This is a genomic window from Pseudomonas sp. CBS (genome assembly GCF_024734645.1).
Lineage (GTDB): Bacteria > Pseudomonadota > Gammaproteobacteria > Pseudomonadales > Pseudomonadaceae > Aquipseudomonas.
This window is the reverse complement of the sequence record NZ_CP102929.1, coordinates 7,006,038-7,030,352: the sequence shown is the minus strand read 5'-3', so window position 1 is coordinate 7,030,352 and position 24,315 is coordinate 7,006,038. Positions and strand designations below refer to the sequence as shown.

26 protein-coding genes and 1 riboswitch are annotated in these 24,315 nt (G+C 62.4%); of the genes, 16 read left to right on the top strand and 10 right to left on the bottom strand.

The genetic code is table 11. The features are described from left to right. Window positions 1-164: 164 nt before the first annotated feature. From NVB75_RS32165 to NVB75_RS32155, 3 genes are read right to left on the bottom strand one after another with little or no spacing between them, the layout of a single operon-like run. Window positions 165-1,091: a DUF4880 domain-containing protein gene (locus NVB75_RS32165; RefSeq protein ID WP_258344992.1), complete on the bottom strand. Its 927-nt coding sequence runs from the start codon at window positions 1,089-1,091 to the stop codon at window positions 165-167. A 38-nt stretch (window positions 1,092-1,129) separates the two neighbouring features. After that, window positions 1,130-1,675, bottom strand: a complete 546-nt coding sequence (locus NVB75_RS32160; RefSeq protein WP_258344990.1) for an RNA polymerase sigma factor — start codon at window positions 1,673-1,675, stop codon at window positions 1,130-1,132. Then, a complete protein-coding gene (locus NVB75_RS32155; RefSeq protein ID WP_258344989.1) occupies window positions 1,672-2,346 on the bottom strand; it encodes a TonB C-terminal domain-containing protein in 675 nt (224 codons plus the stop codon). Before NVB75_RS32155 ends, NVB75_RS32160 begins: the two co-directional genes overlap by 4 nt. A gap of 162 nt (window positions 2,347-2,508) precedes the next feature. On the opposite strand from NVB75_RS32155, the gene NVB75_RS32150 reads away from it, so the two are divergent. From NVB75_RS32150 to mntP, 9 genes are all read left to right on the top strand, one after another. After that, on the top strand, window positions 2,509-2,820 hold the full coding sequence (locus NVB75_RS32150) for a hypothetical protein (RefSeq protein ID WP_258344987.1): 312 nt from the start codon (window positions 2,509-2,511) through the stop codon (window positions 2,818-2,820). 135 nt (window positions 2,821-2,955) lie between these two features. Then, on the top strand, window positions 2,956-3,810 hold the full coding sequence (locus NVB75_RS32145) for a MurR/RpiR family transcriptional regulator (protein ID WP_032898755.1): 855 nt from the start codon (window positions 2,956-2,958) through the stop codon (window positions 3,808-3,810). A gap of 21 nt (window positions 3,811-3,831) precedes the next feature. Further along, complete coding sequence (gene ddpX, locus NVB75_RS32140) at window positions 3,832-4,374, top strand: D-alanyl-D-alanine dipeptidase (protein ID WP_177045484.1); 543 nt, start codon at window positions 3,832-3,834, stop codon at window positions 4,372-4,374. Between the two features lie 118 nt (window positions 4,375-4,492). Then, the gene (locus NVB75_RS32135; RefSeq protein ID WP_258344986.1) at window positions 4,493-6,043 is read left to right on the top strand and encodes an ABC transporter substrate-binding protein; all 1,551 of its coding nucleotides are present in this window, start codon (window positions 4,493-4,495) and stop codon (window positions 6,041-6,043) included. Window positions 6,044-6,210: 167 nt separating this feature from the next. Further along, window positions 6,211-7,227 (top strand): ABC transporter permease, encoded by a 1,017-nt coding sequence (locus tag NVB75_RS32130; RefSeq protein ID WP_258344985.1) that lies wholly within the window; start codon window positions 6,211-6,213, stop codon window positions 7,225-7,227. Window positions 7,228-7,246: 19 nt separating this feature from the next. After that, window positions 7,247-8,128, top strand: a complete 882-nt coding sequence (gene ddpC / locus NVB75_RS32125; RefSeq protein ID WP_032868129.1) for a D,D-dipeptide ABC transporter permease — start codon at window positions 7,247-7,249, stop codon at window positions 8,126-8,128. After that, window positions 8,125-9,117 carry an ABC transporter ATP-binding protein gene (locus tag NVB75_RS32120; RefSeq protein WP_093208668.1) on the top strand — a complete coding sequence of 331 codons (993 nt, stop codon included), beginning with the start codon at window positions 8,125-8,127 and terminating at the stop codon, window positions 9,115-9,117. Before ddpC ends, NVB75_RS32120 begins: the two co-directional genes overlap by 4 nt. Next, on the top strand, window positions 9,117-10,067 hold the full coding sequence (locus NVB75_RS32115; RefSeq protein ID WP_017475343.1) for an oligopeptide/dipeptide ABC transporter ATP-binding protein: 951 nt from the start codon (window positions 9,117-9,119) through the stop codon (window positions 10,065-10,067). The genes NVB75_RS32120 and NVB75_RS32115 overlap by 1 nt, the downstream gene beginning before the upstream one ends. A gap of 41 nt (window positions 10,068-10,108) precedes the next feature. After that, window positions 10,109-10,275: riboswitch (yybP-ykoY riboswitch) on the top strand. Between the two features lie 10 nt (window positions 10,276-10,285). Further along, entirely contained in the window at window positions 10,286-10,849 is a 564-nt protein-coding gene (gene mntP / locus NVB75_RS32110) for a manganese efflux pump MntP (protein ID WP_063029108.1), read from the top strand. A 144-nt stretch (window positions 10,850-10,993) separates the two neighbouring features. Here the strand turns inward: mntP and NVB75_RS32105 are convergent, their stop codons facing one another. Next, window positions 10,994-12,061, bottom strand: a complete 1,068-nt coding sequence (locus NVB75_RS32105) for an NAD(P)-dependent alcohol dehydrogenase (RefSeq protein WP_258344984.1) — start codon at window positions 12,059-12,061, stop codon at window positions 10,994-10,996. Window positions 12,062-12,211: 150 nt separating this feature from the next. Between NVB75_RS32105 and NVB75_RS32100 the strand changes: the two genes are divergently transcribed. The 3 genes from NVB75_RS32100 to NVB75_RS32090 all read left to right on the top strand — a co-directional run bounded on the left by NVB75_RS32100 (window position 12,212) and on the right by NVB75_RS32090 (window position 15,402). Next, complete coding sequence (locus NVB75_RS32100; RefSeq protein WP_258344983.1) at window positions 12,212-13,108, top strand: glyoxalase; 897 nt, start codon at window positions 12,212-12,214, stop codon at window positions 13,106-13,108. Then, window positions 13,105-14,496 carry an alginate export family protein gene (locus NVB75_RS32095; RefSeq protein ID WP_258344982.1) on the top strand — a complete coding sequence of 464 codons (1,392 nt, stop codon included), beginning with the start codon at window positions 13,105-13,107 and terminating at the stop codon, window positions 14,494-14,496. Before NVB75_RS32100 ends, NVB75_RS32095 begins: the two co-directional genes overlap by 4 nt. Before the next feature lie 87 nt (window positions 14,497-14,583). After that, entirely contained in the window at window positions 14,584-15,402 is an 819-nt protein-coding gene (locus NVB75_RS32090; RefSeq protein ID WP_258344980.1) for an alpha/beta fold hydrolase, read from the top strand. Window positions 15,403-15,462: 60 nt separating this feature from the next. Here NVB75_RS32090 and NVB75_RS32085 read toward each other — a convergent pair whose 3' ends face one another. Together NVB75_RS32085 and NVB75_RS32080 are read right to left on the bottom strand one after the other, a co-directional pair. Beyond that, window positions 15,463-15,879 carry a DoxX family protein gene (locus tag NVB75_RS32085; RefSeq protein WP_258344978.1) on the bottom strand — a complete coding sequence of 139 codons (417 nt, stop codon included), beginning with the start codon at window positions 15,877-15,879 and terminating at the stop codon, window positions 15,463-15,465. A gap of 107 nt (window positions 15,880-15,986) precedes the next feature. After that, window positions 15,987-16,862, bottom strand: coding sequence for a LysR family transcriptional regulator (locus NVB75_RS32080; RefSeq protein ID WP_258344973.1), 876 nt, complete (start codon window positions 16,860-16,862; stop codon window positions 15,987-15,989). 176 nt (window positions 16,863-17,038) lie between these two features. Between NVB75_RS32080 and NVB75_RS32075 the strand changes: the two genes are divergently transcribed. Then, window positions 17,039-18,037 (top strand): NAD(P)H-quinone oxidoreductase, encoded by a 999-nt coding sequence (locus NVB75_RS32075; protein WP_258344972.1) that lies wholly within the window; start codon window positions 17,039-17,041, stop codon window positions 18,035-18,037. A 14-nt stretch (window positions 18,038-18,051) separates the two neighbouring features. On the opposite strand, the gene NVB75_RS32070 is transcribed toward NVB75_RS32075, so the two are convergent. Next, the gene (locus NVB75_RS32070) at window positions 18,052-18,951 is read right to left on the bottom strand and encodes a LysR substrate-binding domain-containing protein (RefSeq protein WP_258344971.1); all 900 of its coding nucleotides are present in this window, start codon (window positions 18,949-18,951) and stop codon (window positions 18,052-18,054) included. 101 nt (window positions 18,952-19,052) lie between these two features. Between NVB75_RS32070 and NVB75_RS32065 the strand changes: the two genes are divergently transcribed. Next, window positions 19,053-19,658 carry a glutathione S-transferase family protein gene (locus tag NVB75_RS32065; protein WP_258344970.1) on the top strand — a complete coding sequence of 202 codons (606 nt, stop codon included), beginning with the start codon at window positions 19,053-19,055 and terminating at the stop codon, window positions 19,656-19,658. Between the two features lie 6 nt (window positions 19,659-19,664). Here the strand turns inward: NVB75_RS32065 and NVB75_RS32060 are convergent, their stop codons facing one another. Then, on the bottom strand, window positions 19,665-20,789 hold the full coding sequence (locus tag NVB75_RS32060; protein WP_258344969.1) for an alkene reductase: 1,125 nt from the start codon (window positions 20,787-20,789) through the stop codon (window positions 19,665-19,667). A 95-nt stretch (window positions 20,790-20,884) separates the two neighbouring features. Then, on the bottom strand, window positions 20,885-21,562 hold the full coding sequence (locus NVB75_RS32055; protein WP_026077713.1) for a type 1 glutamine amidotransferase domain-containing protein: 678 nt from the start codon (window positions 21,560-21,562) through the stop codon (window positions 20,885-20,887). Between the two features lie 167 nt (window positions 21,563-21,729). On the opposite strand from NVB75_RS32055, the gene NVB75_RS32050 reads away from it, so the two are divergent. Then, window positions 21,730-22,686, top strand: a complete 957-nt coding sequence (locus NVB75_RS32050; protein ID WP_063029087.1) for a GlxA family transcriptional regulator — start codon at window positions 21,730-21,732, stop codon at window positions 22,684-22,686. Window positions 22,687-22,690: 4 nt separating this feature from the next. On the opposite strand, the gene NVB75_RS32045 is transcribed toward NVB75_RS32050, so the two are convergent. Then, the gene (locus NVB75_RS32045) at window positions 22,691-23,197 is read right to left on the bottom strand and encodes a GNAT family N-acetyltransferase (RefSeq protein WP_309149025.1); all 507 of its coding nucleotides are present in this window, start codon (window positions 23,195-23,197) and stop codon (window positions 22,691-22,693) included. A 190-nt stretch (window positions 23,198-23,387) separates the two neighbouring features. Between NVB75_RS32045 and NVB75_RS32040 the strand changes: the two genes are divergently transcribed. Next, window positions 23,388-24,257 (top strand): undecaprenyl-diphosphate phosphatase, encoded by an 870-nt coding sequence (locus NVB75_RS32040; RefSeq protein WP_017475366.1) that lies wholly within the window; start codon window positions 23,388-23,390, stop codon window positions 24,255-24,257. The last annotated feature ends 58 nt before the right edge of the window (window positions 24,258-24,315 follow it).

Below are 24,315 nucleotides of genomic sequence, written 5' to 3'. Positions count from 1 at the left end.
CGGCCCGCGGAGCAATGCCGGAGTGAGGGAACACCGAGCCTAGGCGAGGTGCCGACAGGCGGGGCAGAGCCCTTTGCTTACTTTGGGGCTTTTCCAAAGTGAGTCGCTGTAAGAGCGAAACCATAAGCCGCCGTTACCTAAATAACGGATATTCACACCACCGCTCAACTCAACAAAACCACCCCCCCCGGCAACTCCGTACACTTAGCCCCATACGCATCGCGAATCAAAAGCGCCACCCCCGCCAACTGATGCAAACTAAACCGCGCCTGCACCCGCCGCTTGCCCAACTGCGCATTCATCAGCAGCAACATCCCCGGCCGATAGCGATTAATCTCATCCACCACCGTCGCCAACGTCGCGTTATCAAACACCAACACCTGCTCCCGCCAGGCCACCACCGCCTGCACATCCACCGCCACCGGCTCACCCACACCACCAGCGTCATATGTCAGTTGCCGCCCACCCTCAAGCCGAACCGAACGCCCACCCACAGCCACCAATAGCGCCCCATCAATGCACGTCACACACACACTGTGATCCGTATTGCGCACATTGAACCGCGCCCGAGCCGCACTCAACCACCCTCCACCAGCCTGAACCTGGAGCGGCATCACAGCATTGGCAACCACCTCAACCTCCCCCTCCACCAACTCAATCCCACCCTCGCGCCGACTGATCCGCGTCTGGGTATTGAGCTCCAGCCGAACCCCCTCACTCAACTCCACCCGCCGCTGCTCCCCGACCTCGGTGCGGTAATCCGCCGTCAACCCGGCAAACCCACCCGGCACGGTAAACCGCACCATAAACACCGCCGCCGACGCCGCAATCGCCCCACCCAAAAACGCCCGCCGCCCCAAATGCCGCGGGCGGGAAAACTGCTCGGCGGCGGGAGCCAATTGCTGCCACAACACCTTGGCCTGCTCGAACGCCCGGGCATGCTCCGGACTCTGGGCGCACCACTGGCGCAACGCTTTGGCATCCGCAACGGTGGCCCGGCCCGAAGTCAGCAGCACCAGCCAGTCACGCGCTTCATCGTGCAGGGGGTTGTCTGGCGTATTCCGGGCAGCGGAGAAGTTAAAAATGTTCAAGCGCGCAGGTACTCAACGGATTATCAGGGACTCAATCACTAAGACGGTTTTCCGGCCCCGGGACCGAACCGCTGGATCACTTTTCTTTCAAGGCGCTGCGCGCAGTGGCCCAGCCCGGCCTTGATTTCCTTTTCGACCATGCGCGTGGAAATCCCGAAACGCTTGGAGATTTCCAGGTGCGGCGCCTCTTCCAGGCGCGCAGCGATGAGGATCTGGCGCCGCCGCGCCGGCAGTTCGTAAAGGGCCTTGAGCAAGGACTGGATTTCCCGCTGGCCACCCACCACCCGCGACGGGTCCTGGGCTTCATCGACGGTCTGCAGCAGCTCTTCGACTTCGCTGCCGGTCAACAGCCGCGCATCTGCCTGGCGTCGGTCGGCGGCGATGTTCAGGGCCATGCGGTACAGGTAGGCATTGGGTTGCGCCAGGTTCGGCGGCATGTCCATGCGGTCGACCCGCAGGTAGGTTTCGTGCAGCACGTCGTTGGCCAGGTCCTCGGACCCGAGGCGCTTGCGCAGGCGTACCTTGAAGTCCTCGTAGGACGCCAGGAACAGGCTGACCATCGTGCTGTGGCCGGTGTCTTTCATGCCCCGGAAACTCCTTCCCCTGCTGTGCATTCCATGCGTGTTCCTGTTGAATCGGGCATCAAAAGTAAGGTCACCGGCAAGCGCAGTGAACTGGGCGCCGGGCGTTCGACACGGGTGGTGCCCAGGCCGCGTACCAGCGCTTCGTCACGCTGCAGGTCACCGGTGGAACTGACCAGGCGGCTGTGTTCGATCACCCCGTCGCCGTTGACCCACACCTGCACCAGCGCGCGGTAACTGCCGGGCCGGGTCAGGGGCGAACGGCACAGACTGCGTTCGATCGCCTGCTGCAAGGCCGTGGCGTAGCTGCTGTTGATCCGTGCCCCATGACCGGCCTTCAGTCCCCGCGTCGTGGCCGGCTGGCTGACCTCGGGGACTTGCAGGGTGAACGCATCGCTGCGGGCATATCGCGCCATCAAGCCACTCCCTGTCAGCAGCAGGCTCAGGGCTTGCTGCGCACTGTAGCGGCCATGTACACCGATGGAACGCCGGCCCCGGGTCAATTCACGGTCCACCAGCACCGCCATGCCGGTGGCACGACTGAACGCTTGGAGGGCGTTGTCCAGGTTCTGGGCAGGCAGGTCCAGGATCACTTCGGCGCGCACGCTTTGCGCCAGCCCCAACAGCAGAGCCAGGCAGCAGCCCGCGCGCCTCCAAGCCCCCCTGCTCAGCATCGCAACACGTCCGACATAGCCTACAAAACCGTCATCCTGAGGCCCGTTTATGAATCTGATGTTACGGGGCCAGCAAAAAAAACATCACGGTGACGGCCAGCTCGCTGCACTACACTTTTGCGCCATACCCGCCCATTTCCCAGGGCGCGCCAGGAGGCACTGATGAACCTGTTCCCGACCTTCGCCAGCCTGTTGCTGTGTGCAACCCTGCCGCTGGTGGCCCACGCCGAAGGCGCTCCCGGTGGCTGCGCCGAGGTCAATGTGGATGGCTACAAGGCGCCGGACTATGGCTGCCTGAGCCAGCAAATGGGCAATAACCCGGACGCCGCCAAGGCCACGCAAAAGAACCAGGAAGCGCAACAGGTGCCCATCGAAAAACGCAAGCCGAACCAGATCGGGCTCTCTACCCCGGCGGCGACCAGCGTGCGCATGGGCAATACGTTCGGGACCTCGGTGAAACCTCAGCGGCCTTGATCGCCGCTTGTCCCCCCTGCATATCCACTCGAAAAAAAGCCATTGTGTTATCGCGATTGCCGATGTTATGTTTCTAACAGCCAATCAAAATACGACATCTGAGTAACATCAATGACCGGTCTCCGCGAAAACGTCATGGATAAAAACAGCTTCCAGCGCACGCTGGAACAGCAGTTCCCGACGCTGACGCCCACCGGCAAACGCATCGCCACCTACCTGCTGGGCAACCTGCAACAGCTGCCGTTCGAAACCGCCGACAGCATCGCTCAGCAAGCCGGCACCACTGGAATTTCAGTGGGACGTTTTTTGCGAACCCTGGGTTATCGCAACCTTGATGACGTCAAGCAAGGCCTGCGCGGCGACCCGCAAGCATCCTGGTTGATCACTGACCGCCTGGGCGCTTTTCGCCAGGAGAACGATCAGGAAGACGCCCTCGACCGCTCCCTCAACCGCGAGATCGAAGCCATCCAGCACGTCTACGGCCTGGCCCGCAGCCAGGGTTTCGCCGATATCGTGCAGCACATCGTGGACGCCGACGCCGTGTTCATCCTCGGCATCCAGTCCACCCGCGGCATCCTCAATGCGTTCCACAGTCACCTGGAATACATTCGCCCCAAGGTCTATTACGTCGACGGCCTGTCGGGGATCTACGCCGAGACCCTGAACTCCGGCTTTGAAAAACCCTACGCCATCACGGCGGACTTCCGCGCGTATTCGAGCATCACGCCCACGTTCTGCGAGACCGCGAATGCCCAGGGTCTACCCTTGGCGCTGATCACCGATTTGCAATGCCCCTGGGCCCGGGACTACGACCTGGACCTGCTGCAACTGAAAACCGATGTTGGCCAGTTCTGGGACTCCATGGCGCCCCTGACGTGCCTGTTCAACCTGATGGTGTCTGCCGTCGCTGACCGCTACGGCGAACGCCTGGACGCACGCCTGGCGAAAAACCGCGCCCTGCAACAGGCCTTCGGCCAGTTCGAATCCTGACCCTGGAAAGGAAATCTTTGAGTGAATACCAGCCCATTGGTAGAAATCGCCCCACCGGAATACCCGGTACAGGTCGACCTGATCTACGCCAGTGCCGACAACCTCGCAGGCACCGTGATCTACCGCAACACCCGCTGCCTGCTGCACACCGAAGCGGCGGCCTGCCTGCGCAAGGCGAGCCTGTTGGCACGCCAGGCCGGCATGACCCTGCTGATCTACGACGCCTATCGGCCGGCCTACGCCCAGCAACTGCTGTGGCAAGCCCTGCCCAACCCGGACTACGTGCGCGACCCGCGCCTGGGCTCGCATCACACCCGTGGCGTGGCCGTCGACCTGACGCTGATTGATGAACACGGCACCCCCCTGGACATGGGCACGGCGTTTGATGCCATGGAGCCCAAGTCCCACCAGTTTTACCCCGACCTGCCGCCGCAGGTGCAGCGCAACCGCCTGCTGTTGTTGGGCATCATGCTCGGCGCCGGCTTCAAGGCGATTGCCACCGAGTGGTGGCATTACGAATTGCCGGATGCCGAACTTTTCCCATTAATTGAGGAGTCACACTGATCACAAGGACCGTACCATCACAATAATTAGCAGCACCCTTTAGCTCCAACTGCCCGGTTATAGATTTCATAAAAATAAACCAACCCGCTTTTTCCTCTAAATAATCAAGGAAACCGGCATGACCCCAAGCAACCGCAAGCCCCTCGCACTCTCCCTGCTGTGCGCCGCCCTGAGCCTGGGCGCGTGGCAATCGGCAAGTGCCGCCGCCCCCAAAGACACCCTGATGATCGGCAAGGCCGCCGACCCGCAAACCCTCGACCCGGCCGTGACCATCGACAATAACGATTGGGCGGTGACGTACCCGGCGTACCAGAAACTGGTGGCCTACAAAGTCGAAAACGGCAAGGGCAGCACCGAGGTCAAGGGCGACCTGGCCGACAGCTGGACCACCTCGGCCGACGGCCTGGTGTGGGACTTCAAACTCAAGCCCGGCAACAAGTTCGATGACGGCGCCGAGGTCGACGCCAACGCAGTGAAGTTCTCCTTCGACCGCGTGATGCAGCTCAAGCAAGGCCCGTCGGGCGCGTTCCCGGATGACATGAAAGTCACCGTGGTCGACCCGCTGACCGTGCGCTTCACCCTGACCAAACCCTACGCGCCCTTCCTCTACACCCTCGCCCACAACGGCGCCGGCATCATCAACCCGGACGTGGTGAAACAGGGCGACGTCAACGCCTACCTGTCCACCCACACCGCCGGTTCCGGCGCGTTCCGCCTGACCAACTGGCAAAAGGGCCAGAGCCTGACCCTGGAACCCAACACCTACTACGCCGGCGCCAAACCTGCGCTGAACAAGGTGGTGATCAAGATCATCAGCGAAGCCTCGGTACGCCGCCTGCAACTGGAACGCGGTGACCTGGACATTGCCGAAGACATGCCCCAGGACCAGCTCACCAACCTGGCCAAAAAGAAAGACGTGGTGATCAAGGAATTCCCGTCGCTGCGGGTGACCTACCTGTACCTGAACAACCAGAAAGCCCCGCTGAACAACCAGAACGCCCGCCAGGCAATCGTTGATGCGGTGGACTACAAAGGCATTGTCGACGGCATCCTCAAGGGCCAGGCCAAGTTGATGAACGGGCCGATTCCCGCCGGCATGTGGGCCAATGACCCGAGCCTGCCATTGATGAAACAGGACCTGGACAGCGCCGGCGCCAACCTGAAGAAGCTCCCGACAAAAATCACCAACCTGAACTACATGTACTCCGACAAGGACCCGGACTGGGAATCCATCGGCCTGACCCTGCAAGCCAGCCTGGCGCCGCTGGGGATCAACCTGAAGATGGAAAAGCTGGCCAACGCCACCATGCGCGAGCGCCTGGGCAAGGGTGACTTCGACGTGTCCATCGGCTCGTGGGCGCCGGACTTCTCCGATCCCTACATGTACATGAACTTCTGGTTCGACTCGTCCCTGCAAGGGCTGCCGGGCAACCGCTCGTTCTACAGCAACCCGGTGGTGGACAAGCTGATTCGCGACGCGGCGGCCAACAACGACACGGCCAAGCGCACCGAGCTGTACCAGGAAGCCCAGAAGATCGTGCTCAAGGACAGCGTGTACGCCTACCTGTATCAGAAGAACTACACCTTGCCGATGCGTGATTCGGTGAAGGGTTATGTGTTCCATCCGATGCTGGAGCAGGTGTTCAACGTGGCTGAGATCAGTAAATAGAAACTGCTGAGGCGCAACGGTTGTTGCGCCTGGCCCTTTCTATGTGGCGAGGGAGCTTGCTCCCGCTGGGCTGCGAAGCGGCCCCAAAAAAAGCCAGGGCCGCTTCGCGCCCCAGCGGGAGCAAGCTCCCTCGCCACGACAAGCCTGCTCTCCACCCGAGGTGCCTCATGGCCTTCCTGAATATGTTGCGCAAACGCCTGTTCGGCCTGATTTTGGTCGTCGTCGGCGTTTCGCTGATTACCTTTTGCATCTCTCACCTGATCCCGGGTGACCCGGCGCGCCTGATTGCCGGCGACCGGGCCAGCGACGCCATTGTCGAGAACATCCGTCATCAACTGGGCCTCGACCTGCCGCTGTACCAGCAATACGGCCGCTACATGAGTGACCTGCTGCACGGCGACCTCGGCACGTCGATCCGCACCAGCCGCCCGGTGCTTGAAGACCTGAAAGCCTTCTTCCCCGCGACCCTGGAACTGGCGGTTGCCGCCCTGTTGCTCTCCGTATTGGTAGGCGTGCCGCTTGGCGTGTTGTCAGCGGTGTATCACAACCGCGCCATCGACCAGATCGCCCGGACGCTGGCAGTCACCGGTATTTCCACGCCGGCCTTCTGGCTCGGGCTGGGCCTGATCGTATTGTTTTACGGCCAGCTCGGCTGGCTGCCCGGCAGCGGTCGGCTGGATGAAGGCCTCGAACCACCCCGCACCCTTACCGGGTTCTACCTGATCGACTCGCTGCTGGCCGGCGATATCCCGCTGTTCCTGAATGCCCTGGAACACCTGATCCTGCCCGCCGTCACCCTGGGTTTCGTCAACCTCGGCGTGGTCGCCCGGCAGATCCGTTCGGCGATGCTCGACCAGTTGGGCGAGGACTACATACGTACCGCCCGCGCCTACGGCCTGTCGCGCTGGGCGGTGATCCTGCGCCACGCCCTGCCCAATGCGCTGATCCCGTCGATCACCGTGCTCGGCCTGACCCTCGGTGACCTGCTGTACGGCGCCGTGCTCACGGAAACCGTGTTCGCCTGGCCGGGCATGGGCGCGTATGTGGTGAAGTCGATCCAGTCCCTGGATTTCCCGGCGGTGATGGGCTTCGCGATCATGGTGTCGTTTATTTATGTGCTGCTTAACATGCTGATCGACCTGCTGTACCGGGTGGTCGACCCACGCATCGGCGAGGTGAATTGAGATGACCGCACCCGTGACCATGCCCGTACCGGTGCCCCTCGAGCAACGCCCCACCTGGCGTGCGCGAATGGAGTACCTGGGTTATCAAATACGCCGCAGCCCGCTGACCATCGCCGGCCTGACCATCACCTTGATCGTGCTGATCTGCATGGCCTTCGCTCCGTGGCTGGCCAGCCATGATCCCAACGCTTTGAACCTGGCCCAACGCCTGGCCGAGCCCTCCGCCGAACATTGGTTCGGCACTGATGAGGTCGGCCGCGACCTGTTCAGCCGGGTGCTGTACGGCAGCCGCCAGTCGGTGGGCGTCGGCTTGTTCGTGGCGTTTTCATCCTGCCTGGTGGGCGGCTTGCTGGGTTGCCTGTCGGGGATTATCGGCGGGCGTTTCGACAGCCTGATCATGCGCTTGATGGACATCATGCTGTCGGTGCCGTCCCTGGTGCTGATCATGGCCCTGGCCGCAGCCCTGGGCCCGAGCCTGTTCAACGCGATGCTGGCGATCACCGTGGTGCGCATTCCGTTCTACGTGCGCCTGGCCCGCGGGCAAGCCTTGAGCATTCGCCAGATGGGCTACGTCAAGGCGTCCCAGACCTTCGGCGCCGGGCGCTGGCACATCGTGTCGTGGCACGTGGGCCGTAATGCCATGCCGCCGTTGCTGGTGCAGCTGAGCCTGGACATCGGCAGCGCGATCCTGATGGCTTCGGCCTTGGGTTTCATCGGCCTGGGTGCACAACAGCCCACCGCCGAATGGGGCGCGATGGTTGCCACCGGGCGCAATTTCATTCTCGACAACTGGTGGTACTCGACCTTTCCGGGGCTGGCGATCCTGGTCACCGCGACCGGTTTCAACCTGCTGGGTGACGGTGTTCGTGACCTGCTCGACCCACGGCAACAGGGGAAATGACCATGTCCAGTCCGGCAGTCCTTGCCATCGATAACCTGAGCCTGGAATTCCCGGCTTACCGCAACAACGTCCAGGCACTCAACGGCGTGTCGTTGCACGTCAACCCCGGCGAAGTGGTCGGCGTGGTGGGAGAATCTGGCTCCGGCAAATCCGTGACCGCCATGCTCAGCCTGCGCCTGCTGCCGGAGCGCAGTTACCGGATCACCGCCGGCAGCTTGCAGATGCTTGGCCGCGACATGCTCGGCGCCAGCGAAAAAGAGCTGTTGCAGATTCGCGGGCGTGACGCGGCGATGATCTTCCAGGAGCCGATGACCGCGCTGAACCCGACCCGGCGCATTGGCCGGCAGATGCTCGACGTGATCATCCATCACCAGCGCCTGAGCAAGGCTGCCGCACGCGCCAAGGCCATCGCCCTGCTGCGGGACATGCACATCGCCGACCCCGAGCAAGTGCTCGACAGTTACCCTTTCGAACTCTCCGGCGGCATGCGCCAGCGGGTGATGATCGCCCTGGCGTTTTCCTGCGACCCGCAGTTGCTGATCGCCGATGAACCCACCACTGCCCTCGACGTCACCGTGCAACGCCAGGTGCTGTTGCTGCTGCGAGAAAAAGCCCGGGAACGCGGCACCGCGATCTTGCTGATCACCCACGACATGGCCGTGGTCTCGCAGTTCTGCGACCGGGTCTACGTGATGTACACCGGCGCGGTGGTGGAAGAAGGCCCGACCGCCCAGGTGATGAGCGATCCGCGCCATCCCTACACCCAAGGCCTGCTCAGCGGTTTGCCGGAACAGGTAAAGCCCGGCGATGACCTGCTGACCATCCCAGGCCAGGTGCCCAACCTCGCCGCCCTGCCCTCAGGCTGCACCTTCCGCGAACGCTGCCCCCAGGCCATGAGCCAATGCATCGAGCGCCCGCGCCTGAACCTGATCAACCCTGTCGGCACTCGCAAAAGCGCGTGCTGGCTGACTGCCGGGGAGTCGGTGTAATGACAGTGCCTCAAGATTCACTGCTGGCCCTGCGGGATGTACGGGTCAAGTTCCCGGTAAAAACCGACTGGCTGGGCCGCCCGCGCGGTTATGCCCACGCCCTCAATGGCATCGACTTGCAGGTGCGCCGTGGGGAAACCCTAGGGATCGTCGGCGAATCCGGCTGCGGCAAAAGCACCCTCGCCCAATTGCTGATGGGCCTGGTCAAGCCCAGCGACGGCGAAGTCGACTGGGTCTACGAAAGCGCCCGGGAACGTCACCGTCATGTACAGATCGTGTTCCAGGACCCGCAATCGTCCCTCGACCCACGCCTGCCCATCTGGAAAATCATCACCGAGCCGCTGTTCGCCCTTGGCGACACGCCCAAGGGTGAAATGCGCACCATCGCCGCCAAGGTCGCCGCCCAAGTAGGCATCCGTGCCGAATACCTGGACCGCTACCCGCACCAGTTCTCCGGTGGCCAGCGCCAACGCATTGCCATCGCCCGAGCACTGGCCTCCAACCCGAGCATCCTGGTGCTGGACGAACCGACCTCGGCCCTGGACATCTCGGTCCAGGCGCAAATCCTCAACCTGCTGGCCGAGCTGCAACGCCGACTGGGGCTGACCTACATCCTGATCTCCCACAACGTATCCGTGGTGCGGCACATGGCCGACCGGGTGGCGGTGATGTACCTGGGGCAAATTGTGGAACTGGGGTGTGCCGAGCAAGTGCTGGAGCAGCCGAAGCATCCCTACACCCAGCTGCTGCTGGAGGCGGTGCCCAAGCTGGGGGTGGCGCTGGACGATGCCTATGTCAGTGCACCGACAGAGCTGCCGGGGAACCGGGTGTTGCCGGGCGGGTGCTTTTTCCTTGATCGCTGCCCGCGCCGCACCCAAGGCTGCGAACGGCCGCAGCGGTTGACCGGTGGGATGAGTCAGCAGGTGCGGTGTCATCTGGAACATCCGTGAGGCACGGTTAACAAAATTTTCATGTAGCCAAGGCTATGATCCGCCACCTCGTTGGGGAGTAGCCTGCTTCGGATTCTCGAAGCGTTCGTATCAACATTCTCGGCAACATGCCGTGGTGCGAACACCATTTTGGTTGGTGAGACCAGCGACACATCCATGCCTGAAGTCGGGCGTGTGGTTGTGTCGTTGACTCATATAGCCCGACTGGAAGCCTTACCGTGAACCCCATTTCCCTCATTCTTCTCGCCCTTGCCATGTCCACGGACGCCTTTGCGGCGGCCATCGGCAAAGGTTCCAGCCTGCACAAACCGCGTTTGACCGAAGCCCTGCGGGCCGGTCTGATCTTTGGTGTGATTGAAGCCATCACGCCGATTATTGGCTGGGCTATTGGCCAGGCTGCCACTCGCTGGGTGGAACAGTGGGACCACTGGATCGCCTTTACCCTGCTGGTAGCCCTGGGTCTGCACATGATCTACAACGGCTTGAAGGCCGATGATCCAGAGGAAGAGAAACCGAGCCAGCACTCGTTCATGATTCTTGCCGTAACGGCGTTTGCCACCAGCATCGATGCCCTGGCGGTCGGCGTGGGCCTGGCGTTTGTTGACGTGAATATCCTGGTGGCCGCTGCGGCGATCGGCTTGGCGACGATGACCATGGTAACCATCGGCATGATGCTCGGCCGGGTGTTGGGCACTGTGGTGGGCAAGCGCGCCGAGATGGTTGGCGGCGTGGTGTTGATGCTGGTGGGTGCGACGATCTTGTATGAGCACCTGTCGGTCTAGACACTTGCGAAGATCAAAATGTGGGAGCGGGCTTGCTCGCGAAGGCGGTGTGTCAGTCGCTGAATATGCCAGCTGAACCACCGCTTTCGCGAGCAAGCCCGCTCCCACACAAGCCCGCCCCCACAGGGGATCTGCGGCGATCAATCAGGCCGCGTGTTTTTCTTTCTTCAGGCTCTCGATGTCGATCACAAACCGATACTTCACATCGCCCTTGAGCATGCGCTCGTAGGCTTCATTGATGCTCTGGATGTCGATCATCTCGATGTCCGAGACGATCCCGTGCCTGGCGCAGAAATCCAGCATGTCCTGGGTTTCCTGGATGCCGCCGATCAACGATCCGGCCAGGCTGCGGCGCTTGAAGATCAGGTTGAACACAGTCGGTGACGGATGTGGGCTGTCCGGCGCGCCTACCAGGGTCATGGTGCCGTCGCGCTTGAGCAGGTTGAGGAAGGCATCGAGGTTGTGAGACGCGGCCACGGTGTTGAGGATGAAGTCCAGGGAGTTGGCAACCTTGGCCATTTCATCCTGGTTCTTCGACACCACCACCTCATCGGCGCCCAGGCGCAGGCCGTCTTCGCGCTTGTTCGGCGAGGTGGTGAACAACACGACGTAGGCGCCCATGGCGTGGGCGATTTTCACCGCCATATGCCCCAGGCCACCCAGGCCGACGACGCCAACGCGCTTACCCGGCCCGACCTTCCAGTGGTGCAGCGGTGAGTAGGTGGTGATGCCTGCACACAGCAGCGGCGCGACCGCCGCCAGGTTGCTCTCGTCGTGGGAGATGCGCAGGACGAACTTCTCCTTGACCACGATAGTGTCCGAGTAGCCGCCGAAGGTGTTTTCGCCACCAAACACCGGGCCGTTGTAGGTGCCGGTGAAGCCGTTTTCGCAGTACTGCTCTTCGCCCTCGGCGCAGGATTCGCACTGCTGGCAGCTGTCGACCATGCAGCCGACACCGGCCAGGTCGCCTACCTTGAACTTGCTGACATTGGCGCCCACGGCGTTCACTCGGCCCACGATTTCATGGCCCGGCACCGACGGGTACAAGGTGTTGTGCCATTCATTGCGTACGGTGTGCAGGTCCGAGTGGCAGACGCCGCAGTAAAGGATGTCGATCTGCACGTCATCGGCCCCGGGGGCGCGTCGTTCAAACGTGAAGGGCTTGAGTGAATCCTTGGAGTCACGAGCGGCGTAGCTGTAAGTCTTGGCCATTTCGTTCACCTGTTTGTTCAGACGGTTGAAGTCAGTTGACCAGCATAGACGCTGAACCGTTCAACCGAGCACGCCCGTACAATCCGCACGGCAACCCGGCCCCTAAGCTGGCGACTTTTCGATCACGCTGAAAAGTGCTGGAGAATGGGTATGTGCAAGAAAGTGACGACGATATCGCTGGCCTTGACGCTATTGGGCGCGCAGTTGGTGGGCAGCGCGTTGGCGGCAACACCGAATGTGGCCGTGGCGCCGCAATATGACACCAGTCACGTCTACGTCGCCCCGGCTGACGTGGACCGCTTTGCCCAGAGTTTCCTCGCCACATTCGGCGGAAAAAGCACGCCCCAGGTGGTGGTGAATGTCCTGCCGGTGCCCAGCAGCACCACCTCGCAACTCCTGCAGACACCGGCGGGCACGGTGTCGCTGTTCGGCTTCACCACACCTGTCCCGCACCCGTTCGGCCAGGAGCGCAACGGCTACCTGGTCAAGGACATGGACGTTGCACTCAAGGCTGCCCGGGAAAACGGCGCGGCGGTGATTGTCAGTGACTTTCCCGACCCCATCGGCCGTGATGCGGTGATCCAGTGGCCGGGCGGTGTGAACATGCAGCTCTACTGGCACACCAAGGCCCCGGATTACGCGGCGTTCCAGACCGTTCCAGAGAACCGCGTGTATGTCTCCAGCGACCGCGCCGACACGTTCATCAAGTCCTTTGTCGGGTTTTCCCACGGCAAGGTCCTGGCCGATCACAAGCATGCCCCGGCGGTGGAGATCGGCCAGGCCAGCGGCAGCTATCGGCGCGTCGACATCGAGTCGCCGTTCGGACGCATGGCCGTACTGGTCACCAACGGCCAACTGCCCTACCCCTTCGGCCATGAAACCACTGGCTATCAGGTGGCCGACCTGACCGAGACGTTGGGCAAAGCCACTGGCTCCGGGGCCAAGGTGCTGGTTCCGGCGTTTGAGAGTAAGGGCCGGCGCAGCGCGCTGGTGGAGTTCCCGGGCGGTTACGTCGCGGAGATTCACCAGCTCAGCCGCGCAAAATGATCCGCAGCACAGGCTGGGGCCTGGCGGTGTTGTGGCCGCTGCTGGCAGCCAGCGCCCACGCTGACGATCAACCGACGCGCCCGGCGATCAAGGCCAACCGCTGGCAGGAAGACTGGTCCGTGCTCAAGGACCCGACGCTGCGCACCCAACCCCTGGACAGCCTGAAGTACATCCCGCTGTCCAGTGCCAACCCGTTCACTTACCTGTCCCTGGGCGCAACCTTGCGTGAGCGCTTCGAGATGAATGACGCGGGCGGTTTCGGCGTGAATAACGTGGCCCGTGACCGTTACCTGATCCAGCGTTTCCAGGTGCATGCCGACCTGCACCTGAATGAAAACTGGCGGGTGTTCACCCAGCTGGAAGACGCCCGGGCCTATGACAAAACCTCAATCGGCGGCGCCGACCAGAATCGTGTCGACCTGCGCCTGGCCTTTGCGGAATACATCAACACCTTCAGTGCCGGCACGTTCAAGGGCCGCATCGGCCGGCAGGACTTTGCCTTCGACTTGCAGCGCTTCATCTCGTCACGGGATGGGCCGAATGTGCGCCAGTCCTTTGATGCGTTATGGGCTGACTGGGAAACCTCGAACTGGCGTTTTATCGGGATCGCCAGCCACCCGGTGCAGTACCAGGACGAGCGGCACTTCGACGATAAATCCAACGCTGACGCGCAGTTTCACATGCTGCGGGTCGAGCGGCTGGTGGGTGGCAAGAATGAGCTGTCGGCCTATTACGGGCTGTATGAACGCAGCGATGCCCACTACCTGGATGGCGACGGCGATGAGAAGCGCCAGCTGTTCGACGCCCGGCTGGGGGGCGCGGCCCTGGGGTTCGATTGGGATATTGAAGCCATGCTGCAAGGTGGCTCGGTGGGGCACAAGGATATCCGTGCCTGGGGTGGCGGCAGCCGCGTGGGCTACACCTTCGACAGCCTGGCCTGGACCCCGCGCCTGGGACTGCAAATGGATATTGCCTCGGGCGACCGCCATGCCGGTGACGGCACGGTGGGTACCTTCAACCCGCTGTTCCCCAATGGCTACTACTTTTCCCTGGCGGGTTATACGGGCTACAGCAACCTGATTCACGTCAAGCCGTCGATCACCGTCAAGCCCATCGCCAAGCTCAGCGTTCAGACCGCCGTGGGCCTGCTCTGGCGGCAAACCACCGCAGACGCGGTCTACACTCAGCCCAACCTGCCGGTGGCCGGAACCGCAGGTCAGGGTGAACGCTGGACCGGCGCCTATGCTCAAGTTCGTACCGACTACGGGTTTACCCCCAACCTCACCGGCGCCGTCGAGGCCGTGCACTACGCGGTCGGCCAGACGCTGCGGGATGCCGGCGGGCATGACAGCAATTACCTGGGGGTCGAGCTCAAGTTCAGTTGGTAAACCCAACCAAGCACACCCGTACAAGCGCTGCCAGCGCCTGTTCGACAATAGTCAGCCTTTGCCTTCGTACTCACCCAAGGAGTTTCCATGAGCACTTTACTCACCAAAGACGGCACCGAAATCTACTTCAAGGACTGGGGCAGCGGTAAACCCGTGCTGTTCAGCCATGGCTGGCCGCTGGACGCCGACATGTGGGAATACCAGATGGAGTACCTGAGCAGCCGCGGCTACCGCACCATCGCGTTTGACCGTCGTGGCTTTGGCCGTTCGGATCAACCCTGGACCGGTAACGACTACGACACCTTCGCCGACGATATCGCCGAACTGATCAACCACCTGGACCTGCAGGACGTGACGTTGGTGGGCTTCTCCATGGGCGGTGGCGACGTCGCCCGCTATATCGCGCGCCATGGCAGCGCGCGCGTCGCCGGTCTGGTGTTGCTGGGGGCGGTGACGCCGCTGTTCGGCCAGAAACCCGACTACCCGCAAGGTGTTCCCAAGGATGTGTTCGACGGCATCAAGGCCGGCCTGCTGAAGGACCGCGCGCAGTTCATTTCCGACTTCAACACACCGTTCTTCGGCATCAACAAGGGCCAGAAAGTCTCCGAGGGCGTACTGACCCAGACCTTGCAGATCGCCCTGCTCGCCTCACTCAAGTCCACCGTAGATTGCGTCACTGCGTTCTCGGAAACCGACTTCCGTCCAGACATGGCCAAGATCGACGTGCCGACGCTGGTGATCCACGGAGATGGCGATCAGATCGTACCGTTCGAGACCACCGGCAAGGTGGCTGCCGAGATGATCAAGGGCGCCGAATTGAAGGTGTACAAGGATGCGCCACACGGCTTCGCGGTCACCCATGCCGAAGCCTTGAACGCCGACCTGCTGGCGTTCCTGGAGCGCTGAAGCGATTGCAGCACCCTGCTCCACTCCTTTTTGGCCGGGTTTGCCCCCGGCCTTTTTTATTCAGGCGTAACGCAGGGCGCCGCCCCACCGCTGGTTGAACGCTATTCGCCCGGGCCCGGCAATCAGGATGCTGGTGAAAATGATCAACAGCAGCCAGCCAAACTGCCCTTCGAGCAGTGTCCATTGCGGATGCACCACCAGCATGGCGATCAGCAGCACACTCAGGATCGGCAAGCAGGCCAGGCGCACCAGCACCCCGGCGATGATCAACAGCGGGCACAGCACTTCGGCGAAAATCGCCAGCAACAGTGTCACGCTCGCCCCCAGGTGAAAAGGATCCTCGATCACCTTCAACTGTTCGCCATAGTCCAGCAGCTTGGGCAAACCATGGACCCACAGCAGGAACAATCCCCCGCTGACCCGCAAAAACAGCAGCCCTAAATCCCGTGCCCCGTCATCCCGTAGCAATGCGTTCATAAGCGACCTGTTCCCGTGACGTTTACCGACGTTTTTACGCCGGAACCGGAGCCGATTGTGCGGCCACGGACGCCTCGGAAATTGCAGCGTTGTGCTGACCTGGGACCTTACTCACCCGTGTCGGCAAACCCGGCGACGATCTCATCGATCACCACCCGCACCCGCGCGGTGTGCCGCAGGTCGGCGTGGGTCACCAGCCACACATCGTAGGGCAATGGCCGCGTACGCTCCGGCCACAGCCGCACCAGACCGTCCCGTTCGCCGGTAATCAGCGGAATTTCACCGATGCCCAGGCCCGCGGCAATGGACCGGCGCACCAGCAGGCTGGAACTCATGGCCGCAACGATGCGCCCGCGCCCCAGCGGCTCGGAGACCAGGGTCAGGTCTTTCTGGCTTTGCAGGTGTGGCTGGTACACCACCAGGTCGTGTCCTTCGAACAGGCTGCCCGGCTGCGGTGCGCCGTGGCGGTCGAAATACGCCTGCGAGGCAAATAGCCCCACCGGCCAGCGGGCGATGCGCCGGGCGATCAGGTCGGGGTTGTCCGGGCGGGTGTTGCGCACGGCGATGTCAGCTTCACGCTTGGCCAGGCTCAGGATCTGGGTCGAAGCGTCCATCTGCACACGCACGTCAGGGTGCGTGTCGTGCAGCCGGGCGATGGCCGGGATCAGGAAGTCGATGGCCAGGGAGTCGGTGGTGGTCACCCGTACGGTGCCGGTCAGGCGGTCGTCCAGGCCCTGGACCTGACGTTCCAGTTCAATGGCCGAACGCTCCATTTTCTCCACGGATTGCAAGGCGGCCTCACCCACGGCCGTCAGCGCATAGCCTTCGGAGGTGCGCAGAAACAACGTCGCGTTCAAGGATTTTTCCAGGGCATTGACCCGCCGCCCTACGGTGGCCTGATCCACCCCCAGCACCCGCGCGGCACCGCGCGAAGTGGACTCGCGGCACACCGCGAGAAATACCCGGGCATCGTCCCAGTTCATGGCTTCTCCCTGCGATGCGGTTTTGCATCGTTGTGACGTGTAATCGCAGCATTATTGCATCACTCATCACGGCTATGCTGGGCACCAGAAAAAATACCCAGGATCGCCAGCAGGCTGAACCGCTCGGTAACGGGCGCGGTCCCACCCCATACGTTCATTGCTACAGGTGCACTCAAATGACTCTGCCCCACGAAATGACCCTGATCGAAATCACCAGCCCCGGCGGCCCCGAAGTCCTGCAACCACGCCAGGAGCCGGTACCTGTCGCCGGCCCCGGCGAAGTGCTGATCCGCGTGCACGCCGCCGGCGTCAATCGCCCGGACGCCCTGCAGCGCGCCGGCACGTACCCGATGAAGCCCGGCATGAGCCCGATTCCCGGGCTGGAAGTGGCCGGTGTGGTGGTCGCGCTGGGCGAAGGCGTCAGCGAATACGCGTTGGGCGACAAGGTCTGCGCCCTGACCAATGGCGGTGGGTATGCGCAGTACTGCGCGGTACCCGCCAGCCAGACCTTGCCGATTCCCGATGGCCTGGACTGGATTCAGGCGGCAGCGATCCCGGAAACCTTCTTCACCGTGTGGGCCAACCTGTTCGGCATCGGCGGCGCGCACAAAGGCCAGCGCGTGCTGATCCACGGCGGCACCAGCGGCATCGGCACCACCGCGCTGATGCTCTGCCGCGAGTTCGGTATCGAAGCGTTCGCCACCGCCGGCAGCGCGGAAAAATGCGCCGCCATCCGCGAGCTGGGAGCCGAGCCGATCAACTACCGGGAACAGAATTTCGCCGAGGTCATCGCTGACAAAACCGCTGGCAAGGGCGTCAATGTGATCCTCGACATCATGGGTGGTTCCTACCTGAACGACAACATCAGCGCCCTGGCCATGGAAGGTCGACTGGTGATGCTGGGCTTCCTGGGCGGCGCACGCGCCAAGGACATCGACCTGCTGGCAATTCTCGGCAAACGTGCGATCGTCACCGGCTCGTTGTTGCGCTCACGCACCCGAGAAGAAAAAGCCGCGATTGCCGCACAACTGCGCGAACACGTGTGGCCGGTGCTGTCGGCCGGGCGTTGCCTGCCGATGATCGATGAGGTGTATGCCTACACCGACGCCGCGAAGGCCCATGCGCGAATGGAAGGTGGTGACCATATCGGCAAGATTGTGTTGCGGGTGGACTGAAAAAACGCTGCGGGTCAGGCCTGGCGTTTCAACAGGGCCTGATACGCTTGCGCCTCGGCGAACAACCACTCGGAAAACTCCCGCCGCTTGTTCGCCGCACGCTCCCGTGGCGGCCACACCAGCCAATACGGATAAGGGTACGGTGCGGTGATCTCACTCAACTGCACCAACTCACCTCGCCCAATGGCGTCCTGCACCAGGCTGCGCCGATCCAGCGCGATGCCCTGCCCCAGCCGCACCGCCTCCAGCACCAAGTTCGAATCGTTGCTGCACAGGCCCTGACGCTCAACCGCCACGTCCACACCGGCCGCCTGGCACCAGGGCAGCCAGGATTCGGTGCTGTGAATTATGCGGCTCTCGATGATCTGCGCAGGCGTGCACGGCAGTTGCCCACCGTTAAAGTGTGGCGCCGCGACCACCACCAGTTCGTCATGGAACAGTAACGTCCGCTCCACGCCCTCCCAGTCGCCCTTGCCCATGCGAATGCCGATATCCACCGACTCCTGATGCAGGTTGGAAACCGTCAGGCTGGCTTGCAGGCGGATGTTGATGTCCGGGTAACGCTGCTGAAACGCCGGCAGCCTAGGGATCAACCACGCGCGGGCAAACGAGGGGATGACGGCCACCACCAGTTCGCCCATTTTCGGCTGGGCCTGGATCGTCCGGGTAGCGTGCTCAATGTCCGCCAGCGCCTGGCGGATTTGCAGCGCGTACAAACGGCCATCCTCGCTGACACGCAGACCGCGACCTTCACGCACAAACAAGGTAAGGCCGACCATCTCCTCCAGCGCCTTGATCTGCTGGCTGATTGCCGAGTGGGTGACGTGCAATTCCTTGGCGGCCAGGGTCACGCTCCCAAGCCTGGAGGTGGCTTCGAAACTGCGCAGTGCGGTCAAGGGCGGGAAAGCGTTCATGTAAGCACGGCTAACCTTTCGTGATAAAAAAGATCGATATTGCAGGGGTGGATCCCCCGATAAAGTAATCTGAATTTAACACTGCGGTAAATGGAGGCTACATGAAACTGGTCGGAATGCTGGACTCGCCCTACGTGCGCCGCGTGGCAATTTCCCTGGAGCTCTACGGTGTCGCGTTTGAACACCAGGCACTGTCGGTGTTCAGTACCTTCGATGAGTTCTCCAGGATCAACCCGGTGGTCAAGGCCCCGACATTGGTGCTCGACGACGGGACGGTGCTGATGGATTCCGGCCTGATCCTCGAATACCTGGAAGCCCTGGTGCCGGCTGATAAAAAGCTGTTGCCCCAGCAAACAGTGGCACTTGCCCGGGATCTGCAAGTGATCGGCCTGGCGCTGGCCGCGTGCGAAAAGACCGTGCAGATCGTCTACGAACACCACCTGCGGCCTGCCGAGAAACTTCACCAGCCGTGGATCGACCGTGTGACCGGGCAACTGCTGGCCGCTTATTCGTTATTGGAGACGCTGGTGGCCGAGCGCGACAGCAACGCGCCGCTGACCCAGGCGAGCCTGACGGTGGCGGTCGCCTGGTCCTTCACCCAGCTCAAGATAGGCGACGCCGTGAAGGCCGATGCGTTCCCGCACTTGCAGCGCCATGCGGCACGTGCGGAACAGCATTCGGCGTTCCGCAAGTACCCGACCGAGTAGCCGCGTTTACCCGGCGTACACCGGGTAATCGGTGAAGCCCACTTCCGTGCCGCCATACAAGCCGGCAGCGTTCAACGGGTTCAGCGGCCAACCGTTGAGCAGGCGCTGGGGCAAGTCGGGGTTGGCAATGTATGGCCGGCCAAATGCAATCAGGTCCGCCAGCCCCGCCTCTACCAGTCGTACGCCACGCTCTGCGGTGTAGCGGCCGGCGTAGATGATGCGACCGGTGAAGGTGTCGCGCACAGCCCGGCGGAACGATTCGGGCAATTCCGGCGCGTTGTCCCAGTCAGCCTCGGCGATGGACACGTAGGCGATGCCGGAAGCCTCAAGCACCTTGATCGCCTCAATGTAGGTGTGATGCGGATCTTCCTCGACCAGGCCGATGTAAACCCGATCCTGGTCAGTGCCGCTGAACAACGGCGCAAAACGCACACCCAGGCGTTCCGGGCCGACCACTTCAGCCACCGCCTCGACGATTTCCCGCAAAAAACGCAGGCGATTGTGCAGCGAGCCACCGTATTCATCGTCGCGCTGGTTGGAATGCGCCGAGATGAACTGGTTGACCAGGTAGCCGTTGGCCGAATGAATCTCCACGCCATCGAACCCGGCGGCCAGTGCGTTTTTTGCAGCCTGGGCGTAAAGCGCCACCAGTTCCTTGACCTCTGCGGTAGTCAAGGCGCGGGGCTCTGGCGGCTGCACCAACTCACCGGTGCCGGGCCCGGTTGCAACGAATGCCTTGGCTTGCTGCGGCTGAATCGCCGACGGCGCGACGGGGGCTGCGCCGTCGGGTTGCAGATCGTGATGGGACACGCGGCCCACATGCCAAAGCTGGGCGAAGATCACGCCGCCTTCGGCATGCACGGCATCGGTCACGGTACGCCAGCCGTCGATCTGCTCCGGCGTGTAGATGCCCGGAGTCCAGGCATAACCCTGGCCGCGAGGCTCGATCTGCGTGCCTTCGCTGACCATGAAGCCGGCGGTGGCGCGCTGGCGGTAATAGAGCGCCATCAAGTCCGTGGCGATATCACCGGGCTGGGCACTTCGCTGGCGGGTCAGTGGCGGCAGGACGATGCGGTTTTTCAGGGTGTGGTGCCCCAGTTTGATCGGGGTACCTAAAGCGCTGTTACTCATGATGGGGGTTCCAGAAGCGAATTTCGGGCGTGCAGAAGTGGCCGGCTCCCGCTCAGGGGAGCCGCCAACCACTTACTTTTGGGGGATTTAGCGGGTTACGCGGTCAGCTTCAACAGCGCTTTGGCCACGTCGCTGGAACTGGCAGGATTCTGCCCGGTGACCAACAGGCCATCTTCAATCACAAAGGACTGCCAGTCGGCACCCTTCTCGTATTTGCCGCCCAGCGCCTTGAAATCATCTTCGATCAGGAACGGCACCACGTCGGTCAGGCCAACCGCGGCTTCTTCGGAGTTGGAGAAGCCGGTGACGCGTCGCCCCTTGACCAGCGGTTCGCCGTTGACGGCCTTGACGTGACGCAAGGCACCCGGGGCGTGGCACACAAAGCCAATCGGCTTGCCGGCACGCTCGAAGGCTTCGATCAGGGCGATGGAGGTTTTCGACTCTGCCAGGTCCCACAGCGGGCCGTGGCCGCCTGGGTAGAAAACGGTGTCGAAGTCATCGGCGTTGACCGAGTCCAGCTTCAGCGTGGTGGCCAGGGCCTGCTGTGCCGCCGGGTCGGTGGCGAAGCGGCGGGTCTGGTCGGTTTGCGAATCCGGCAGGTCGCTGACCGGATCCAGCGGCGGCTGACCACCGGCTGGCGAGGCCAGGGTCACGTCGGCCCCGGCGTCCTTGAACGCGTAGTAGGGAGCAGCAAATTCTTCGAGCCAGAACCCGGTCTTGCGGCCGGTGTTGCCAAGCTGGTCGTGAGAAGTCAAAACCATCAATACTTTCATGTGCCAGTGCCTCGGGGTGATGTGGGGTGGAATGGAGTGAAGCTTAGGAGCCGGGCCAACACCGCACAATGTCATGTCCGCAAGGATTCCGGACATTGTGCCAAGCCGGTTGCCGTTTACCGGTTACACGCCGACAATCACCGCTCCGCGCCCCTTGGAGAGATGAGATGCACAGCATTGCGCTGATGGTTTACCCGAACTTTCAATCCCTCAGCCTTAGCCTGGGCTCGGTGTTCGAGTGCGCGAATCTGCTGCGGGGCGAGCAGGCGTATGAGTTTCACCTGGTGTCGGAGAGTGGCGGCCCGATCATGACGTCCCAGGGGTTCTCGGTGAACAGCACACCGATCCGGCCCGAGGGTTATGACACATTGATCGTCAGCGGCTACCTGGAGTTCCAACTGCCTGATGCCAACCTGCTGCGGCTGGTCCAGGCGGCCTCCAAGCAGTCCCGGCGCATTGCTTCGCTGTGCATGGGCATCTTCGTGCTGGCCGAAGCCGGGTTGCTCGAGGGCAAGCGCGCCACCACCCACTGGCTGCACGCACCGGCGTTCGCCAAGCGTTACCCGCAGATTCGCCTGGAGGAAGACAAACTGTTCGTCGTCGACGGCCAGATCTGGACCGGCGCCGGCATGAGCGCCGGGGTGGACCTGGCGCTGGCGATGGTGGAGAACGATCTGGGCAGCGACCTCGCCCGCCGCATCGCGCGCAAGCTGGTGATTGCCCAGCGGCGTGGCAGCGAACAGTCGCAACTGTCGGCGCTGCTGGAACTGGACCCCAAATCCGACCGTGTGCAACTGGCACTGGCTTACGCTCGGGAGAATCTGACTCACGACCTTTCAGTCGAAGCGCTGGCGGCCGTGGCGCGCCTCAGCCCGCGCCAGTTCAGCCGGGTGTTTCGCGAAGAGACCGGGCAAACCCCGGCCAAGGCCATCGAATCCCTGCGAGTAGAAGCTGCGCGAGCGATGATGGAGACCAGTCGCCATCCGGTGGAAGTGGTCGCCCGCGAGACCGGGTTCGGTGATCGCGAGCGCATGCGCCAGGCGTTCCTGCGCGCATTCGGGCAGCCGCCTCAGGCGATGCAGGCGGCGCTGTTCAGTGCAGGGGCTGGCGCAGCGTTTAGCTGATGCCTCAGTGCAGCGCCGCGCGGGTCACGAGGAAGCTCAGCAGGTTCGGCTCATCATCCAGCTCAATGGCCTGCACCGGACGGGGCAGGTTATCCAATACCGTGCGCCAGAACGCCTGGCTCACTTCATCCTGATCATAGAAACGCACCAGCCAGTTCGCCTCGCCACTGCTCAAGACCTGGGTGGCGATGGCGCGGCCAATGCCTTTGCGGCGATAGCGCTTCAAGATGAACAGGTCTGCCAGCTCCAGCGCGTCGATCCCCGGGAGTTCGCTGCCTTCGATCAGCAGGAAACCTGCGATAAAGCCATCGACCAATAGCAGGTTGGCGCTCCACTGCGGGTCTTGCCAGTAGCGGGCCAGGTGCTCCTCATGGATGTAGAAACGGCCGTCCACCTCGACGTCTTCCTGTTCCCAGTCCGAGGACTCGTAGGCGTAGAACTGGTAAAGGTTGGCGATCAGCGCGGCATGTTCCGGGCCGGTTTCGATCAATTCGACGGTGGTATCGGGGATTGCAGGCATGGGCATCTCGGCAAAAAAACAGGGCACCATTGTCAACAAAAGCCACCGGCAATGCCAATACATCGGCCAAGCTTTCTACTTGCTGAACCGATCGCACTTTTCTCTTGTCAACGACAAAATCATTACAAAGTTAGACTAAACTCCGCGCCACTTCCCTCCCCTCGTTTTCAGGATAAGTACTTTGACAAACGTCTGCACCAGCGGCCTCGATGTCGGCTTTGCGTCCCTGGATTACCTGCAAATCGGCATCCTGGGCATCATTCAGGGCATTACCGAATTGCTGCCCGTGTCTTCCACCGCCCACATGCGCATCGTGCCCGCCCTGCTCGGCTGGCCGGATCCCGGCTCGGCGTTTTCCGCGGCCATGCAGTTGGCCGCACTGGCAGCGGTGGTCAGTTACTTCTGGAAGGATGTGCGCCAGGTCACCGTGGGCAGCATCAGCGCGGTGCGCCAGGGCGACTACAACAACCAGTGGTTCAAGTTGGCGGTGGCCATTGTGCTGGCGACGATTCCGATTGGTATTGCCGGGATTGCCTTGTCGTCGACGCTCAACTCGTGCAACTCGCCGTTGCGCGGGCTGATGGTGATCGGGATTTCCTGCCTGGTGATGGCGGTGCTGCTGGCGGCGGCAGAACTCAGCGCAAGGCACAAGCGCACGGTGGGCGAAATGCGCCTGCGGGATGCGCTGATTGTCGGCATTGCGCAGATCGGCGCGTTGATTCCCGGGGTTTCCCGCTCGGGCTCGACCCTGACCGCCGCACTGTTTCTTAACTTCAAGCGTGAAGAAGCGGCACGGTTTTCGTTCCTGCTGGGCTTGCCGGCGATCGCCCTGGCGGGTTTGAAGGAGCTGTGGGTGTTGTTCCATGCCGACCTTCCGGCCCATGCCTGGCCGCACCTGATCTTTGGCCTGGTGGTCGCCAGTGTCTCGGCGTTCTTCGCGATCTGGGGCCTGATGAAGTTTCTGGAGCGGTTCTCCACCTGGCCATTCGTGATCTATCGTGCGGTGCTGGGGGTGTTCCTGATTGTGGCGGTGAGCACCGGGTTCCTGTAGGAGCGAGCTTGCTCGCGATGGTCGTTAACGATGACGCGCCCAGCCTGGATAAACACGG

Excerpts from the sequence above, each read along its gene's own strand:
- NVB75_RS32160 (WP_258344990.1), bottom strand. The coding sequence starts at position 1,675 with ATGAAAGACACCGGCCACAGCACGATGGTCAGCCTGTTCCTGGCGTCC.
- NVB75_RS32155 (WP_258344989.1), bottom strand. The coding sequence starts at position 2,346 with ATGCTGAGCAGGGGGGCTTGGAGGCGCGCGGGCTGCTGCCTGGCTCTG.
- NVB75_RS32150 (WP_258344987.1), top strand. The coding sequence starts at position 2,509 with ATGAACCTGTTCCCGACCTTCGCCAGCCTGTTGCTGTGTGCAACCCTG.
- NVB75_RS32145 (WP_032898755.1), top strand. The coding sequence starts at position 2,956 with ATGGATAAAAACAGCTTCCAGCGCACGCTGGAACAGCAGTTCCCGACG.
- NVB75_RS32135 (WP_258344986.1), top strand. The coding sequence starts at position 4,493 with ATGACCCCAAGCAACCGCAAGCCCCTCGCACTCTCCCTGCTGTGCGCC.
- NVB75_RS32130 (WP_258344985.1), top strand. The coding sequence starts at position 6,211 with ATGGCCTTCCTGAATATGTTGCGCAAACGCCTGTTCGGCCTGATTTTG.
- ddpC (WP_032868129.1), top strand. The coding sequence starts at position 7,247 with ATGCCCGTACCGGTGCCCCTCGAGCAACGCCCCACCTGGCGTGCGCGA.
- NVB75_RS32120 (WP_093208668.1), top strand. The coding sequence starts at position 8,125 with ATGACCATGTCCAGTCCGGCAGTCCTTGCCATCGATAACCTGAGCCTG.
- NVB75_RS32115 (WP_017475343.1), top strand. The coding sequence starts at position 9,117 with ATGACAGTGCCTCAAGATTCACTGCTGGCCCTGCGGGATGTACGGGTC.
- NVB75_RS32105 (WP_258344984.1), bottom strand. The coding sequence starts at position 12,061 with ATGGCCAAGACTTACAGCTACGCCGCTCGTGACTCCAAGGATTCACTC.
- NVB75_RS32100 (WP_258344983.1), top strand. The coding sequence starts at position 12,212 with ATGTGCAAGAAAGTGACGACGATATCGCTGGCCTTGACGCTATTGGGC.
- NVB75_RS32095 (WP_258344982.1), top strand. The coding sequence starts at position 13,105 with ATGATCCGCAGCACAGGCTGGGGCCTGGCGGTGTTGTGGCCGCTGCTG.
- NVB75_RS32090 (WP_258344980.1), top strand. The coding sequence starts at position 14,584 with ATGAGCACTTTACTCACCAAAGACGGCACCGAAATCTACTTCAAGGAC.
- NVB75_RS32085 (WP_258344978.1), bottom strand. The coding sequence starts at position 15,879 with ATGAACGCATTGCTACGGGATGACGGGGCACGGGATTTAGGGCTGCTG.
- NVB75_RS32080 (WP_258344973.1), bottom strand. The coding sequence starts at position 16,862 with ATGAACTGGGACGATGCCCGGGTATTTCTCGCGGTGTGCCGCGAGTCC.
- NVB75_RS32075 (WP_258344972.1), top strand. The coding sequence starts at position 17,039 with ATGACTCTGCCCCACGAAATGACCCTGATCGAAATCACCAGCCCCGGC.
- NVB75_RS32070 (WP_258344971.1), bottom strand. The coding sequence starts at position 18,951 with ATGAACGCTTTCCCGCCCTTGACCGCACTGCGCAGTTTCGAAGCCACC.
- NVB75_RS32065 (WP_258344970.1), top strand. The coding sequence starts at position 19,053 with ATGAAACTGGTCGGAATGCTGGACTCGCCCTACGTGCGCCGCGTGGCA.
- NVB75_RS32060 (WP_258344969.1), bottom strand. The coding sequence starts at position 20,789 with ATGAGTAACAGCGCTTTAGGTACCCCGATCAAACTGGGGCACCACACC.
- NVB75_RS32055 (WP_026077713.1), bottom strand. The coding sequence starts at position 21,562 with ATGAAAGTATTGATGGTTTTGACTTCTCACGACCAGCTTGGCAACACC.
- NVB75_RS32050 (WP_063029087.1), top strand. The coding sequence starts at position 21,730 with ATGCACAGCATTGCGCTGATGGTTTACCCGAACTTTCAATCCCTCAGC.